16 protein-coding genes and 1 other annotated feature (1 of these 17 cut by a window edge) are annotated in these 15,786 nt (G+C 47.6%); of the genes, 6 read left to right on the top strand and 10 right to left on the bottom strand.

Annotated elements, in window-relative coordinates; genetic code table 11:
- Positions 1–250: 250 nt before the first annotated feature.
- From QMA39_RS18690 to QMA39_RS18680, 3 genes are all read left to right on the top strand, one after another.
- Positions 251–1,045, top strand: a complete 795-nt coding sequence (locus QMA39_RS18690) for a DUF4397 domain-containing protein (RefSeq protein WP_027956077.1) — start codon at positions 251–253, stop codon at positions 1,043–1,045.
- Between the two features lie 7 nt (positions 1,046–1,052).
- Positions 1,053–1,739 carry a class F sortase gene (locus QMA39_RS18685; RefSeq protein ID WP_281659538.1) on the top strand — a complete coding sequence of 229 codons (687 nt, stop codon included), beginning with the start codon at positions 1,053–1,055 and terminating at the stop codon, positions 1,737–1,739.
- Positions 1,740–2,076: 337 nt separating this feature from the next.
- The gene (locus QMA39_RS18680; protein WP_206934279.1) at positions 2,077–2,625 is read left to right on the top strand and encodes a GNAT family protein; all 549 of its coding nucleotides are present in this window, start codon (positions 2,077–2,079) and stop codon (positions 2,623–2,625) included.
- A gap of 154 nt (positions 2,626–2,779) precedes the next feature.
- Here the strand turns inward: QMA39_RS18680 and QMA39_RS18675 are convergent, their stop codons facing one another.
- Positions 2,780–3,445 (bottom strand): RsiV family protein, encoded by a 666-nt coding sequence (locus QMA39_RS18675; RefSeq protein WP_206934277.1) that lies wholly within the window; start codon positions 3,443–3,445, stop codon positions 2,780–2,782.
- A 147-nt stretch (positions 3,446–3,592) separates the two neighbouring features.
- Here QMA39_RS18675 and QMA39_RS18670 point away from each other — a divergent pair, with 147 nt between their 5' ends.
- Positions 3,593–3,952 carry a Lin0512 family protein gene (locus QMA39_RS18670; RefSeq protein ID WP_206934275.1) on the top strand — a complete coding sequence of 120 codons (360 nt, stop codon included), beginning with the start codon at positions 3,593–3,595 and terminating at the stop codon, positions 3,950–3,952.
- A 38-nt stretch (positions 3,953–3,990) separates the two neighbouring features.
- On the opposite strand, the gene QMA39_RS18665 is transcribed toward QMA39_RS18670, so the two are convergent.
- The 6 genes from QMA39_RS18665 to QMA39_RS18640 form a co-directional block, all read right to left on the bottom strand.
- Positions 3,991–4,665, bottom strand: a complete 675-nt coding sequence (locus tag QMA39_RS18665; RefSeq protein ID WP_206934273.1) for a TraR/DksA C4-type zinc finger protein — start codon at positions 4,663–4,665, stop codon at positions 3,991–3,993.
- Positions 4,666–5,510: 845 nt separating this feature from the next.
- Complete coding sequence (locus QMA39_RS18660; RefSeq protein ID WP_027956083.1) at positions 5,511–6,647, bottom strand: bifunctional cystathionine gamma-lyase/homocysteine desulfhydrase; 1,137 nt, start codon at positions 6,645–6,647, stop codon at positions 5,511–5,513.
- Positions 6,648–6,651: 4 nt separating this feature from the next.
- Entirely contained in the window at positions 6,652–7,569 is a 918-nt protein-coding gene (locus QMA39_RS18655; RefSeq protein WP_206934271.1) for a cysteine synthase family protein, read from the bottom strand.
- Positions 7,570–7,590: 21 nt separating this feature from the next.
- Positions 7,591–8,046 (bottom strand): S-ribosylhomocysteine lyase, encoded by a 456-nt coding sequence (locus QMA39_RS18650; RefSeq protein WP_027956085.1) that lies wholly within the window; start codon positions 8,044–8,046, stop codon positions 7,591–7,593.
- 4 nt (positions 8,047–8,050) lie between these two features.
- Positions 8,051–8,710 carry a class I SAM-dependent methyltransferase gene (locus QMA39_RS18645; RefSeq protein WP_242520375.1) on the bottom strand — a complete coding sequence of 220 codons (660 nt, stop codon included), beginning with the start codon at positions 8,708–8,710 and terminating at the stop codon, positions 8,051–8,053.
- 212 nt (positions 8,711–8,922) lie between these two features.
- Positions 8,923–10,062 carry a DEAD/DEAH box helicase gene (locus QMA39_RS18640; protein ID WP_348646634.1) on the bottom strand — a complete coding sequence of 380 codons (1,140 nt, stop codon included), beginning with the start codon at positions 10,060–10,062 and terminating at the stop codon, positions 8,923–8,925.
- Positions 10,063–10,284: 222 nt separating this feature from the next.
- On the opposite strand from QMA39_RS18640, the gene QMA39_RS18635 reads away from it, so the two are divergent.
- Positions 10,285–10,947: a peroxiredoxin gene (locus QMA39_RS18635; protein WP_027956088.1), complete on the top strand. Its 663-nt coding sequence runs from the start codon at positions 10,285–10,287 to the stop codon at positions 10,945–10,947.
- Between the two features lie 112 nt (positions 10,948–11,059).
- Positions 11,060–12,247 carry a M14 family metallopeptidase gene (locus QMA39_RS18630; RefSeq protein WP_281659537.1) on the top strand — a complete coding sequence of 396 codons (1,188 nt, stop codon included), beginning with the start codon at positions 11,060–11,062 and terminating at the stop codon, positions 12,245–12,247.
- Positions 12,248–12,279: 32 nt separating this feature from the next.
- On the opposite strand, the gene QMA39_RS18625 is transcribed toward QMA39_RS18630, so the two are convergent.
- The 3 genes from QMA39_RS18625 to QMA39_RS18615 all read right to left on the bottom strand — a co-directional run bounded on the left by QMA39_RS18625 (position 12,280) and on the right by QMA39_RS18615 (position 15,673).
- Positions 12,280–12,627 carry a hypothetical protein gene (locus tag QMA39_RS18625; protein ID WP_027956090.1) on the bottom strand — a complete coding sequence of 116 codons (348 nt, stop codon included), beginning with the start codon at positions 12,625–12,627 and terminating at the stop codon, positions 12,280–12,282.
- Positions 12,628–13,071: 444 nt separating this feature from the next.
- Entirely contained in the window at positions 13,072–14,448 is a 1,377-nt protein-coding gene (argH, locus tag QMA39_RS18620) for an argininosuccinate lyase (RefSeq protein WP_281659536.1), read from the bottom strand.
- Positions 14,441–15,673 (bottom strand): argininosuccinate synthase, encoded by a 1,233-nt coding sequence (locus QMA39_RS18615; RefSeq protein WP_206934261.1) that lies wholly within the window; start codon positions 15,671–15,673, stop codon positions 14,441–14,443. The genes argH and QMA39_RS18615 overlap by 8 nt, the downstream gene beginning before the upstream one ends.
- Before the next feature lie 54 nt (positions 15,674–15,727).
- Positions 15,728–15,786 (bottom strand) — a binding site (T-box leader) (it continues 162 nt past the right edge of the window).

The following is a 15,786-nucleotide window of genomic DNA, read 5'->3' as shown; positions in this document are numbered from 1 at the left end:
CCGGTACAATACCGAGGCCATCTCTTAGCTGCCTAAGGCTCTTTTTATAAACTGTCCATATTATGGGGTACAGTTCATTCATCCCGGTGCTTTTTTTGCACATTCATTACAAATATAATGTTTCGAATTCAAACTTTACGGTAATAGGTAGACTGTAACAAAACTTGTACAAGTGTTACACAGCGTTGTATGAATTCGATATTTTTTGCCTTCCCGGCAATGAATATAAAAAATCAAGGGAGTGGAATGAATGAAGAAATTGTTATCAAGTCTTGCTGCTGTTGTTTTGATTTTTGGAATGTTCGCCCCGGCTGTTTTCGCAGATCATCACGAGGAAGCTATGCTCCGTGTCGTCCATGCTTCACCTGATGCGCCTGCGGTTGACGTATACTTAAATGATGAAGCCGCTGTTGAAGGTGCTGAGTTCAAAGCAGCTACCGACTATATGAAAGTTCCTGCAGGAGAACATACCGTTGAAATTTATGCAGCCGGTACAAAAGGTGAACAGGATCCTGTTATTTCAACAAATGTTACAGTAGAAGCTGGTAAAGCTTATACAGCAGCAGCTGTTGATAACCTGGAGAACCTCCAGTTGAAAGCTCTTGAAGATTCCATGGAAGCAAGTGAAGATATGGCTAAAATCCGCGTTGGACACTTCATTCCAGAAGCTCCAGCTGTTGATGTAGGACCTATCGATGGAGACGCTGTCTTCTCTGGCGCCGAATTCCCGATGGTTACCGATTATAAGGAACTTGAAGCTGGAACATATGACCTGGAAGTCCGCACAACAGATGGGACACAGCTGATTGACCTTTCCGGAACAGCTCTGGAAGCAGGTAATGTCTATAGTGCATTCGCTGTAGGGACTGCTGATAATCCTGAAGTAATCCTTCTTCAAGATTCATCCGCTATGCCTTCTGATATGCCTGAAACTGGTTTTGGTGGAACAAACCAGACATCCAATGCCCTTCTATATGCCGGTATCCTGGGTCTGGCAGCAGCAGGTGCTGGTGTATTCCTTACACGCAGAAAATCTGAAGCGTAAGTAAAATATGAAAAGAATCTTAACCCCTGTGATCCTCGGTCTCTTCGTTTTCTTCGCAAGCTATTTCCTGCTTAGCGAAGAGCCCTTGAAAGAGGCCGGGGTTCTTTCTACCTCCAGCCAGGATGAGTTTATGAAAGAAACACACGCAGGAGAAAAAGAAACCAGAGACGCCCTTGAAAACGAGCCGATCCAGCAGAATTACACACCTGCCGCCACCGTATCTCCTGACAAACAGGAGGGCATCGTACCGAATCGGTTGGAAATCCCCGCCATCGACGTCGACGCCCCTGTCCAGTCACTAGGGTATACCGATGAAGGTGGAATGGCGGTCCCTGCTAACTTGACGGACACCGGATGGTTTGAGCCTGGGACAAAACCAGGGAACCAGGGGAATTCCGTCATCGCTGGTCATGTAGATGGGAGAAGCGGCCCCGCCGTATTTTTTGATTTAAAAGAACTGTCAGAGGGCGATGAGATTTATCTTTATGATGATGAAGGAACCCGCCTAACGTTCACAGTGGAAAAAACAGCGTCCTACCCTTTTCAAGATTCACCCATCCGTGAACTTTTCGGTCCTTCCAGCGAACAGAGGTTAAACTTAATTACCTGTACAGGATCGTACAACCAGGAAGCCTCCACTTATTCCGAGCGCCTCGTTGTCTTTACTGTACTGACAGAAGTAGAGGACGTTTAATAGGCACCCAGCCTTCACGGTAAGGGTGCCTTTTTATGTTTTACATAAAGGCTGGAAGGTGACGAAACAAGGAAAAAATTTCATTGCAACTTTACAATTATTTTATTCACATTTTTACGGTTTTGGATTATTATAAGTTTAGATGATTCTTTATAAGTTTCTGTTTTAGGGAAGGCAAATGGTGCGCCACCAGTAGCTGTACTGGTTCTAGTGGGTTCGATTCCCACCCCGGATTTTTGTGAGCAATTGATAAAAATTCGAGGGGGGTTCGAACCAGCCAGGAATGGTTCTTTCCTATGCATACGACCCCCCCTCCTCATCCAAGGAGGGATTTTTTATGCTGAAAAAGCGTGAACTGCATGACGCCCCGGTTTTGTTTGATTTGATGAGTCACCCTGAAGTTTTTCCATATGTCCGCCATAAAGCTTCATCAAGTGATGAGTTTTACTTTTTGACAAAGCAGACCATAGAAGCAGAAGATCGGGGTGAATTGGTTTCACGTACGATCCTGGATGAGTGGGCCCAGCCAATCGGAACGATCAATCTTTTTGATATACAAGAAGGAAGAGGATTTTTAGCCACTTGGATCGGCCGCCCTTATTTCGGTATGGGGTACAACAAGCCTGCCAAGGAAGCGTTTTTTGAAGAGTTGTTCTTCCAGTTGGATGTTCAGGCGGTCTTTATGAAAATCCGCCGTACCAATGTCCGTTCCATGAAAGCCGCACTCAAAATTCCGTATGTATCCTCTGCCAACGAGGATTATCCGGACGTCTACGAATGGATCAACCGTAACGAGGATGTGTATGATCTTTACGTCATTACGAAAGACCAGTATTTATTCCACTATTATGGTGAGCAGAATAATGAGGAAATGATGGAAGCATAAGCAGAACGCTTATGCTTCTTTTTTGTGGAGAAAACTATCCACAGCATTGTGCACAGTGTGAATAACTTTCTGAATAATCAGCGAATACACAACTTTCACATAACCGTTCATGTGTACAAAAACCACACCACCGCTGTGGATCATGTGCACAAACTCATGTAACCGATGGAATGGGAACTTGGGGGGCGTTGATTTCTGTTTTCAGAAGACCCTTCATCGGAACCGGCACTTCTGGTGTGCCGTGAACACCTGCCGCTACTTCAAATTTATTGAATACAAGCACCAGATGATCATCCTTAATGTAAAAAGCTGTGTTCTCACGGACACCCGCAAATGGCTGTTCAGCACGAAGATCCGGATCAGCATCCAATACTTTTTTCACTTCCTTATTCAACTTGGCCATATCAAAGAGATCCTGCAGCTTCTTCACTTCCCCGCCTGTCCTGTCTTCAAAGTTCACCGATGTGACCGTAGAATTATAACGGTCCCCCCTTGATATGTGGGAAATCATAACAACAGAATAGAAATGTTTTTCCTGGTAAACAGCGGACTCTTCATAATACAAATAAGGAACTCCGCTGAAATCAGCTGCCCCCTTCTGCACCCGCCCGGCCGTATGCTCCAGCTTTTGAACAATCCTGTGATTGACGATGTTCTGCAGTTCTTCATTTTCCAAATTCGTAAACAAAGGATAGTCGGCATGTACCTCCCAATCCTCCGCCACTTTATCTTTGTGCATAATTTTATACATACTTTCCGCTGAAACAGCTTCTGATGTGATCAGGATCACCATCAAAGCCACCACCCATAGTCGCTTCACTGTCCATCCCTCCTGTACCATTAGTTTGACCTAAATAGGCGAAACTAATGGACGGGAGTGAAATTTTTATCCGCTGATCTCTGTCCATATCCTTTCCGGAGCGTCTGGAACCTGTGATACCATACAAGAAGAAAGGTGGGAAATGATATGGATCAACTTATGTTTATACAAACCGGAATGGGAACAGATGTACACGGACAGAATGTGACAAAGGCAGCTGTCCGAGCAATCAAGAATGCCATCCACACCAATTCCATGCCGGGCATCCGGACCGTTCTTCCTGAACAATCTCTGGACAATATGAAAATTAACGTCAAACTGGCCGTCCCCTGCGATTTCGATCAGCTGGATCATGAGGAAGTGAAAAAAGCCATTCCTTTTGGCGAAGTGAACATCACCGTCATGGAGGGTGGAATGGTTACAACCAGCGGCATTTTCCTTGAAGAGAAAGAAGACAAAAATGATTTGATGTACATCGTAAATGCAGCCGTTGAAGTCGGTTATTAATCAGTAGAAGGCCCGGGATACTCCCGGGCCTTTCTCGTTTACTGCTCCTCTTCCCTTTCATCCATTTCATCCATGTACTTATCATAATGCTCATTTCTTTGGAAGGAGACACCATCCGCTCCCGTATAGCCGTTCATATCCGTCGAAACAAACGACTCGAATTCTTCTGCATAGCCGACACCGTCCTGATTATCCATAAGGGATGAATCATCATAGGTCATGCTGCTTTGATTGAAGGAAGCCACCTGCTCATAAGCATTCTGTTCATTATATTCAGAATCATCCGAGTCTCTTCCGTAGTCATTCTCAAGATGAGTCAACACGTCCTGTTCGACCGGAGGGTCAGAGGGAACCTCCTCATTCGGTGATGCATCCGCAACGGTCCGTGCTGTCGGGAGAGCTTCCAGTCGCTCCGCAGGAATCTGCTGCCCCGTTACTTCACAAATGCCGTACGTCCCGTCTTTTATCTGCTGAAGCGAATATTCAATGTCCTGTAATTCTTCTTTAAAATGAGCAAGCAGGGCCATATCCTTTTCCCTTTCATACAGTTCTGTCCCTGAATCCGCGGGATGATTGTCGTACTGTGACAATTCACCCGAGGCCATATCACTCGCAAATCCCCGCTTCAAGCCATACTGGTCATTATCCATCATCTGCTGTTCCAATTCCTTCTTTCGGTCTTCCAACTGCTTTTTATATTGAATATAATCCATGTCATTCCACTCCTGATTGATAGTCCCTGTTAGTTTGACACTCCCTTCTTTTCCTATACAAAAAGGGATTGCTCTAATAAGAGCAATCCCTCAGCTAGAAACCCTTTTTCTAGTGACTCCAAAGGAGCAGGCATCAATACTTGGTTATGGATAGGATTTTCCCACGCAAGCGGCAGTAACGCAGCTTGTACTGTTCTTTTGAAACGGCGAAGGAGCTGTGCTCAGCTTTCTCATTTATCATAGCGTAAAGCTGTTTTCCCACAGGCATCGGCACGTGGAGCGTTCGGTGGTGACGCCTGCGGGAACAGCGCGAGCCGAAGGTCCACTTGGTCCAATGGTTTTCTTGACCAAGTTAGCTGAGGCCATGCCCGCGGCAAGCATCCGCCGATAAGCGGAACGTGCCCTCTCAACACGACATACGGACAACTCTAACTGAAAAGGACGAACTTTTTCTAGTGACTCCAAAGGAGCGGGCACCTATACTTGGTCATGAATAGGATCTTTCCCACGCAAGCGGCAGTAACGCAGCCTGTACTGTTCTTTTGAAATTGCGAAGGAGCTATATGCTCACCTTTCTCATTTATCATAGCGTAAAGCTGTTTTCCCACAGGCATCGGCACGTGGAGCGTTCGGTGGTGACGCCTGCGGGAACAGCGCGAGCCGAAGATCCACTTGGTCCAATGGTTTTCTTGACCAAGTTAGCTGAGGCCGTGCCCGCGGCAAGCATCCGCCGATAAGCGGAACGTGCCTTCTCAACACGACATACGGACAACTCTAACTGGATAGGACGAGATTTTTCTACAGACTAAGGGAGTGCTCTAATAAGAGCACTCCCTTTTTTCTTGTTATTTTCTTAAGGCTTGGAGGAAATCTTCCTTCAGATCTTCAATATCTTCCAACCCGATGGACACGCGGACAAGACCCTCCGTAATGCCAAGCTCTGCCCGGCGGTCTTCAGGGATGGACGCGTGAGTCATTTGGGCAGGTACAGAAATGAGACTTTCCACAGCTCCAAGACTTTCCGCCAGCGTAAAATAGTTCACATGGCGGAGCACCTTGTCGGCTTTTTCAGCGGTGCCGACGTCAAAACTGATCATACCACCGTTTCCGCCTGCCTGTTTCGTGTGTACATCATGACCATTGTGCGAAGGAAGCCCTGGGTAGTAAATGTCCGTGACTTCCGGAAGTTCCTGAAGAAACTCGACAAACTGCCGGGTATTCTCTTCAATTTCCTCCATGCGGATACCGAGGGTTTTGATTCCTCTCATTAACAGCCAGGAATCTTGAGGTCCGAGGATTCCACCTGAAGAATTCAACACAAAATGAACGTCTTCTGCCAGCTGTTCGGAATTTACTACGACAAGCCCGGCGACGACATCGCTATGGCCGCCCAGATATTTCGTCGCGCTGTGCAGGACGATATCCGCGCCGTGCTCCAGTGGATTCTGCCAGTATGGTGTACTGAAGGTATTATCCACGATGAACGTTAAGTCATGCTTTTTCGCCAGCTCTGCCGTTTGATTAAGGTCGGTAATTTTCAGCAGTGGATTGGTCGGCGTTTCGACGTAGACCGCTTTCGTACGATCTGTGACTGCCGCTTCGATATTCGCCGTATCACTCGTGTCCACAAAACTCGCTTCCAGGCCGAAGCGGTTAATCACTTTGGACACGAGACGGTACGTACCGCCGTACACATCGTCGGTAAAAATGATGTGATCTCCGTGATTGAAAGTCATCAGGACCGCCGTAATAGCAGCCATCCCAGAACCGAAGGCAAACCCGCGGTGCCCGCCTTCCAGATCTTTAATCAGTTCTTCCAGGGCAAAACGGGTCGGGTTGCCTGTCCGCGAATATTCATACCCGCGGTGCTGCCCCACGCCATCCTGAGCATACGTGCTGACCTGGTAAATCGGCACACTGACCGCTCCTGTTTTTTCATCTCCTGTAATACCACCGTGAATCAACTGCGTTTTTTTCCTCATGCTTTCACTCCTCGTAAATTCCTTGGCTTAAATACCGTTCACTGCTGTCGGGAAAAATAGTTACAATCCGGGTCCCGGGTTCTGCCTGCTCCGCTTCCCGGAGGGCGGCCTCAAACACTGCACCGGAAGAACTCGCTACAAGAAGCCCCTCATTGAGAGCCAGCTCTTTCACACGGGCAAAGGCATCTTCATCTGCAATCGTGTGAATGGCATCAAAATAGTCTGTATCCATATAAAAAGGTAGAAATTCCATACCGATACCTTCCGTACGATGCGATCCCGCTTCTCCACCATTCAGGATCGATCCTTCCGGTTCAACGATGACCGTCTTGACAGCAGGGTTCTGTTCTTTCAAGTATCGTGCTGTCCCCATAAAGGTCCCTCCTGTACCGGCTCCTGCCACGAAAACATCGACGTCACCCTCAAGATCAGCATAAATTTCCGGACCAATGGATTCATAATAAGCATCCGGGTTTGCCTGATTGTTAAACTGCTGAGGGCTGAAGGCGTCCGGAATCTGTTCACACAGCTCCTGCGCTTTATCAATCGCACCTCGCATTCCCTGGTCCGTCGGCGTGTTGATCACTTCTGCTCCAAGGGCCCTCATCAGCGTCTGTTTTTCAACACTGAATTTTTCGGGTGTCACGAAAATCACCCGGAACCCTTTTCCAATAGCAGCAAGAGCGACACCGATCCCTGTATTGCCTGCGGTCGGTTCTACAATCGTCCCGCCAGGCTTCAGAAGATTACGTGTTAAAGCATCCTCAATCAGTTTTAAACCCAGGCGGTCTTTGATACTACCGCCTGGGTTCATGAATTCAAGCTTGGCAAATATACGGGCTTGATTCGGGATCGCTGAATGAGTGAGTTCAATCATAGGTGTCTGCCCAATCAAAGATTGGATATTCTTCACGTACCCCATCGCATTCTCATCTCCCGTTTTTTAAAAAACTTCCGTCCATTCGTCACGCTTGTTCAGCAGCTCGCGGGCAAGCTCCTGTGCACCTTCCAGGCTGTGGCTGGCTGCAAAACCGCACTGCACTTCGTTGCAGGCCGGTACTTCTTCTGCTTCCAATACATCCTGAAGCGTTTTTTCGATCACATTCAGAATATTTTCGTAGCTGTCATCATTCAGCACTGCAATATAAAAACCTGTCTGGCATCCCATCGGTCCGATATCGACGATACGCTCATGATGGTTTCGGCTGTTTTCTGCCATCAGATGTTCAAGAGAATGAAGCGCAGGCATATTCATGTGTTCCTGGTTCGGCTGCTTGATACGCAGATCATATTTATAGATCTTATCTCCCTTTTCCCCTTCGGTCACACCAACAAGACGTACATAAGGCGCTTTGACTTTCGTATGGTCAAGGTTAAAGCTTTCTACGTTCATAGGCATAAGATCATTCTCCTTTTTCCGCCTGGATAAGCCAGGCATATTTGTTAATTTGTTCAAACGATACCTCAAATCCTGCTTCGACAAACATTTCTTTTATCTCTTCTAGATAAGGGTAGTATTCTTCCTGCAGATCTTGAGCTAAATTTAAAAATCCTGCCTGCTCGGCTTCTTTAATCAACATGCTCTTATGATCTTTATCCTTAAACAGGGTATCAATAAATATCACCTGGCCATCTTCTTCGAGACGCTGATGAAAGTCGACAATGGCTGCTTTCTTCTCTGAACTAGTCAGGTGATGAAAAGCAAACGAGCTGACAATGGAACGGATTGGCGACTGAAGCATAGGGTATTCAAGGAAATTCCCTTCGTATATTGCTGCTTCAGGACATTTCACTTTGGCAATTCTCCGCATTTCCGAAGAAGGCTCAACGCCCAGGACCACTTTGTTCTGATCGACCATTTTTCTTGTAAGGTTGGCCGTTCCTACTCCGAACTCCAATACGGGAGATAATGAGAGCTTGGCTAAACGCTCCAGCATTTCCTCATAACCGTCGAAGACTTCTCTATATTCTGGATCTTTTCCTGCTACTGTATCATCATATGAACTCGCCCATTGGTTAAATAGGTCGACGAATTCCATTCCCATCGCTTCATCTCTCCCCATAATTTATAATCCCAATGCGTTTACTCGGAATTACATTAATAATGTATCATATTTCTGAAGATTCTACAACGGTATAGGTCTATGACCCATTTTTTAGCAGCTGCTTATCCATCCACCGGTTTACTTCACCCACAGAAGTGCCACTGTTCCTAAAAAAATGAAGGGGAGGATGGCATGAAAAAAGCGAAGGATGCCTTTCAGCATCCTTCGCTCTATTCTTTTTCTCTTTTGCCTGGGGAAAGTGTATCGAGTGTACGGCGTTCGAGTTTTTGTTTGGTTTGTTTTTCTATAATGCTCAGCATCTGCTTATCCTTCGGCGAGGCGAAAGTGATGGCGAGCCCTTTGCCGCCCGCTCTTCCCGTACGGCCGATGCGGTGGATGTAGCTGTCCGCATCCTGGGGAATGTCGTAGTTGAAGACATGTGTGACTCCTTCTACATCCAATCCCCGGGCTGCTACATCGGTAGCCACTAAATATTGGATATCCGCTTCACGGAACCTTTTCATGACTTTCTGCCGTTTGGCCTGGGTAAGATCACCATGAAGTTCATCGCTGAGGAATCCTTTGGCGAGGAGCGCGTCATTCAACTTCTTCGCCCGGCGTTTAGTCCGGCAGAAGATGACAGCAAGAAATGGCCGGTGCTCGTGCATAATTGTCATCAACGCATCCTGTTTGGCTCTGTCTGTCGTTTGATACAGCAGCTGTTTAATGTGGCCGGTTGTTTCTTTCTCGGGCTTCACATGAATGGTTCTGGGCTCGCGGAGCATTTCCCGTCCGAGTTTTTTCACCGAAGACGGCAGTGTAGCAGAAAACAGCATGGACTGCCTATCCGGATTCGTTTGATCAAGGATGTCCATCACATCTGGATAAAAGCCGGCTTCCAGCATTTGATCCGCTTCATCAATGACAAGGTACTCAACCTGGGTAAGGTCGACGGTTTCCCGGCGCAGATGATCAAGCAGCCGACCAGGAGTCGCTACAATAATATGAACCGTCCCTTCCAGCTTATGCAGCTGTTTGATCGTATCCTGCCCGCCATAAACCGGCAGAACATGAATCCCCTCCGGGGCAAGGCGCTTCGTCTCCTCCGTAATCTGCAGTGCCAATTCCCTTGTCGGTGATATGATGAGCGCCTGCACATGAGGCTTGGATGGATCGATTTTTTCTAATATCGGTACAGCAAAAGCAAACGTTTTTCCCGTGCCTGTCTGTGCCTGTCCCATGACATCCTGTCCGTCCATGATTACAGGGACCGCCTGCTCCTGAATAGGAGTGGGTACGGTAATTCCCTGTTTCTTCAATCGATCAATCATTTCCCGGGACATACCCAGTTGTTCAAAAGTTTTTTTCACTACTTATCCTTCTTCCTTCAATAAGATCTTCCTGTATATATACCTTCCCGTAGTATACCTGAAAATACACCGTTCCACCTCCTTCTTCAAGAAAAACTATAAAAATTCTGTGCTCATTCGACAGGGCAGACTTTTGATTCATTCTTTCCCCAAAAAGATTAAGCGCTCTCATTTGTGGTAAGAGACATACAGAAACGAAATTCCTATCAAGGAGGAGAAATAATGGCTCAGTTTGATACAGAAGTTTCTCAAGTCACAATGCCGAGAATCGGGGACCGTGCTCCTTATTTTGAAGCACCCACCAACCACGGAAATATCAGCCTGAAGGATTACAAAGGAAAATGGCTCGTGTTATTTTCCCATCCTTCCGATTTCACACCGGTCTGTACGACAGAGTTTGTCGGCTTTCAGGAGATTTATCCTGAACTGCATCAGCTTAACACCGAGCTGCTTGGCTTAAGCGTTGATTCCGTAAACTCCCACATTGCCTGGATCCGCAGCATTGAAGAAAATTTCAACACGTCCATCGAATTTCCCGTCATTGCCGATCTGGATAAGGAAGTCTCAATGAAATACGGCATGATTATGCCTGGAGAAAGTCAGGTAGAGACGAGCCGGGCTGTCTTTGTTATTGATGATCAGCAGAAGATTCGCTCGATCATCTATTATCCACTTACGACAGGACGGAATATGCAGGAAATTCTACGTCTCGTCAAAGCTTTACAGACGACCGATGAGCACGGAGTCTCCACCCCTGCGAACTGGCAGGAAGGAGACAAGGCCGTCGTTTCTCCACCAAAATCCCAGGAGGAAGCCGCCAAACGTTCTGAACAGGAGGATATTGACTATATCGACTGGTACATTTCCAAAAAAGACATTACGTAAGGATTAAGCTGCCCACGCCGGGCAGTTTTTTTCTTGAGAGCGTCCTTTTTCATGCCGGACGGGGACAATCCATATACATAAGATAAAGATGTATCGGTAAGGGGGAATTGTGTTGGACGTACAAGTAAGAAAAGGGGATTCGCTCTGGTACTATGCCGGACTTTTCAATCTTCCCCTCCCACTGCTCATGGATTCCAATCCCAGCCTCGCGCCTGAAGCTCTTCAGATTGGTCAGACCATCAAAATTCCCGGCTGGCGTACTTCTACGTATACGATAGCGCAGGGGGACACGTTGTGGAAGCTGGCCGGTGAACACCGTCTCTCATTAGATGCACTGTTTCTTTTAAACCCGGACGCAGATCCCGACGCGCTCCAGATCGGCGGCTCCCTGCTCATCCCGGCACGTGTATCGATCCGGATTGTTAATGGAAACCGCCCCTACACGTCTGCTGTATTATCAGAGGACCTTCGTGCCCTGTTTGACCTTTATCCGTTCATACAACGGTCCGGCATCGGACAGTCGGTCATGGGAAAAGAGCTTCAGGAACTGCGGATCGGCCGAGGGAACGAGTACGTGCACTGGAACGGATCCTTTCATGCCAATGAGTGGATTACAACCGGAGTCATCATGCAGTTTCTGAATGATTATTTACTTGCGCTCACCAACAAAGAACCGATCCGCGGCATGGATGTCCAGCCATTTTACAACCGGATTACCCTGTCTATCGTACCGATGGTGGATCCGGATGGCGTAGATCTTGTCCTGAACGGTCCTCCTGAAGGAGAGTTTGGAGAAGCAGCGCTTGCTATTAATGAAGGAAGCCGGGACTTTTCCGGATGGAAAGCGAATATCCGTGGTGTGGATTTGAATAATCAATTCCCCGCCAAATGGGAAGTTGAAGCAGAGCGTAAACCTGAAGAACCTGCGTTCAGGGATTTTCCAGGCTATCAACCTTTAAGTGAACCGGAGGCTGTGGCAATGGCGGAGCTTGCCAGGCAGAGAAAGTTTTCTAAAATGCTCGCTTTTCATACGCAGGGAGAGGTCATTTACTGGGGATATGAAGGGCTTGAACCTCCTCGGTCCATGTCCATAGTTAAAGAATTCAGCCGGGTGAGCGGCTACGAACCGATTCGTTTCGTGGACAGTTATGCCGGCTACAAAGACTGGTTCATCCAGGATTTCCGCCAGCCGGGATTCACCGTGGAACTCGGTCAGGGGGTCAATCCGCTCCCTCTGGAGCAATTTGATGAAATCTATCAGGAAACCATCGGTATCTTTCTTGCCAGTCTCTATATGTAAAAATCCCGTGCGGGGAAAGCCCCGCACGGGATTTATTGATCATCCAGTTCGTTTCGATCCATATGGCCATCATGATCTTTAATCACCGCAACCGCCCGTTCATACTCTTCTTCCTTCACGGAAAAATGGAGCACATGAGTCAAATGCCTTTTATCGGATAAGGCTTCCTCACGGTCGTGCTTTGGAGTGATGACCTCTGTAAAATTAAATGTCCCGCCGCCCGTATTGGCAGAACCCGCTACAGGAACGACCGGGGTCAAGTCCGCATCTTCCGGGATGGCCTCCACCATTTCCTGTTGAATGGACAACGACTGCAGATCGGCTTTAGCGCTTTCGGCATCATTTTCTGTCTGGAAATAGGCTTGAACAGTTTTAGGCATTGTTTTCTTCCTTTCTCAATAGAGTTGGTATGGGTATAGTATCCTTAAGCAAACCCTTTCAAACCTCCATACAAAAAGAGCACCTGTCATCTCGACAAGCGGCCCTATGTCGTTGTGAAAGGTCACGAGCCGTTTATCGGTGGATGCTTGCCGCGGGCACGGCTTCAGCTAACTTGGTCAAGAAAACCATTGGACCAAGTGGATCTTCAGCCCGTGCTGTTCCCGCAGGCGTCACCACCGAACACTCTTCGTAACCTGATCGAATGATGAACAGAAAACCCTCTATACATCATGCATCATCACAGGAGAAAAAAACTGGAGCCCTGAAGTCCGTCAAAAAAGGCTGCCGAAAAAGTCTTCGACAGCTTTTTTCAATAGGATTCAAAAATGTGCACAAGTACAACACTTTGAAAACAAAAATGTTCTCTACAGGCTGAGCACCTCTTACTCGTAGAGATGCTCTTTTGCTGTTTTAATCTGAACATGAACCTGTTCAAAGCCGGTGCCGCCTTCACTGTTCCTTGCAGCGACCACGTGTTCCGGAGCGAGCTTGTCATAAATATCCGCTTCGAACAACTCGGAAAACTGCTGGTATTCTTCCAGAGAAAGATCAAGCAGATAGCGCCCTTCCTGAATGGCGTACAGCACGATCTTTCCGATCACTTCATGCGCCTGACGGAAAGGCATGCCTTTCACAGCCAGATAGTCGGCAATGTCGGTGGCGTTGGAGTAATCTTCCTTCACCGCTTTTTTCATTTCGCCTGCCTTCACTTCCATGGAATCCAGCATCGGGGCAAGCAGAGCGAGCGCCCCTTCGAGAGTATCCACAGTGTCGAACATGCCTTCCTTATCCTCCTGCATATCCTTGTTGTAGGCGAGCGGCAGCCCTTTCAAGAGGGTCAGCAGTCCCATCAGGTTTCCATAAATACGTCCTGTTTTCCCACGAAGCAGCTCCGGCACATCCGGATTTTTCTTCTGTGGCATGATGCTTGATCCTGTACAGAATTCATCATCAAGCTCAACAAAGTTGAATTCTTCACTGCTCCATAAAATCAATTCCTCAGAAAGGCGGGAAATGTGGGTAATCATAATTGATGCGATCGACAGAAACTCAAGAATAAAGTCACGATCGCTCACCGCATCCAGAGAGTTTGGATATACCTTTTCAAATCCAAGGAGATCCGCACTCATCTGCCGGTCGATCGGGTAAGGCGTTCCGGCAAGCGCTGCAGCTCCAAGCGGAGACCAGTTGATCCGTTTCAAGCTGTCCTGCAGCCGGTCTTTGTCACGTTCAAACATCCAAAAGTAAGCGAGCACATGGTGGGCGAAGGAAATTGGCTGGGCCCTCTGCAGATGGGTATAGCCCGGCAGGATCGTCTCTACGTTCCCTTCCGCCTGCCCAAGCAGAGCCGTCTGGACATTTTCCACAAGCTCAATGATGGCCTCCGTTTTCTCACGGAGGTACAGGTGCATATCGGTGGCGACCTGATCATTCCGGCTTCTTCCGGTGTGGAGCTTTCCCCCGACAGGACCGATTTCTTCTATTAAAAGCTTTTCGATATTCATATGAATGTCTTCATCCGCTACGGAATATTCCACATCATCGTTTTCAATTTTCCCTTGGATGGTGTGGAGCCCGCGGATGATCTGATTTTTCTCTTCATTGGAAAGAATGTCACAGTGGGCGAGCATCTCCACGTGAGCAAGACTTCCTTTGATATCCTGGAGGGCCAGCTTTTGATCAAAGCCGATCGAAGAGGTATACTCTTCGACCAGCTGATTGGTTGGTTTTGTAAAGCGTCCGCCCCACAGCTTACTCATTGACCTTCACCGCTGCCTGATCGATCAACTTCTTTTTATGCACATCCGCGTGGACTTTTGTCGGAAGTCCCCATAGCTTGATGAAACCGACGGCTGCGTTGTGATCAAACGCGTCTTCCTTGGAATACGTAGACAATTCTTCATTGTAAAGGCTGACCGGAGATTTCTTCCCGATGACAATCGCATGGCCTTTAAACAATTTCACCTTCACCGTTCCTGTGACAACCTGCTGGGTTGTTTCCACAAAGGCGGACAAGGCCGGCTGAAGCGGAGAATACCAAAGCCCGTCATAAATCATCTTGGACAACTGCTGATCCACGTTCGTTTTATATTGGGATACTTCACGAGTCAATGTAAGGAATTCCAGTTCTTTATGGGCGTTGATCAAAATCATTGCGGCCGGGTTTTCATACACTTCTCTTGATTTGATCCCGACTAAGCGGTTTTCGGTATGGTCGATTCTTCCGACACCATGCAGACCGCCGAGATCATTCAGCTTTTCAATCAATGGCACAATGTCCATCGCTTCCCCGTTCAAGGCGACCGGCTTCCCTTCTTTGAAATCGATATCAAGGATTTCCGGTGTATCCGGTGTTTTTTCAAGCGGGTTGGTCCAGGCGTAAGCCGCTTCCGGTGCTTCCTGCCAAGGATCCTCCAGGACGCCGGCTTCGCAGGCACGCCCCCAGATGTTGGCATCGATGGAAAACGGATTCTCCAGATTCACAGGAACCGGAATCCCTTTTTCCTCTGCGTAAACGATCTGCTCATCACGGGTCATCCCCCACTCTCTGACAGGAGCAATGACTTCAAGCTCTGGATTCAGAGCCTGGATGGAAACTTCAAAACGAACCTGATCGTTCCCTTTGCCTGTGCAACCGTGAGCGACTGCCACTGCCCCTTCCTGTTCCGCAACCTCTACGAGAAGCTTGGAAATAAGTGGACGGGACAAGGCAGAAGATAACGGATATTTACCTTCATACAAGGCATTGGCTTTCAAGGCAGGCATCAAATATTCTTCTGCAAGGATTTCTTTGGCATTGACCATGATGGCCTTGATTGCTCCGACATCCAGCGCTTTCTGACGAATGGCCTCAAGGTCCTTCCCTTCTCCAACATCCAGCCCAAGTGCAATCACATCATATCCATATTTCTCCTGGATCCATTTCACAGAAATCGAAGTATCCAATCCACCAGAATAAGCTAATACAACCTTTGGTTTTGTCATTATAACGTCCTCCTCCATATTTTTGTCCATAAAAAAACCCGTCTCCTACTAATCGTAAGAGACGGATTTTATCGTTCACATCCGCGGTGCCACTCTCATTGTCTATGAAACAT

Source organism: Halobacillus sp. Cin3 (genome assembly GCF_947311855.1).
In the GTDB taxonomy this organism is placed as follows: domain Bacteria; phylum Bacillota; class Bacilli; order Bacillales; family Halobacillaceae; genus Halobacillus; species Halobacillus kuroshimensis.
The sequence above is the reverse complement of the archived record's forward strand: the minus strand, read 5'-3'. Positions and strand labels throughout refer to the sequence as shown.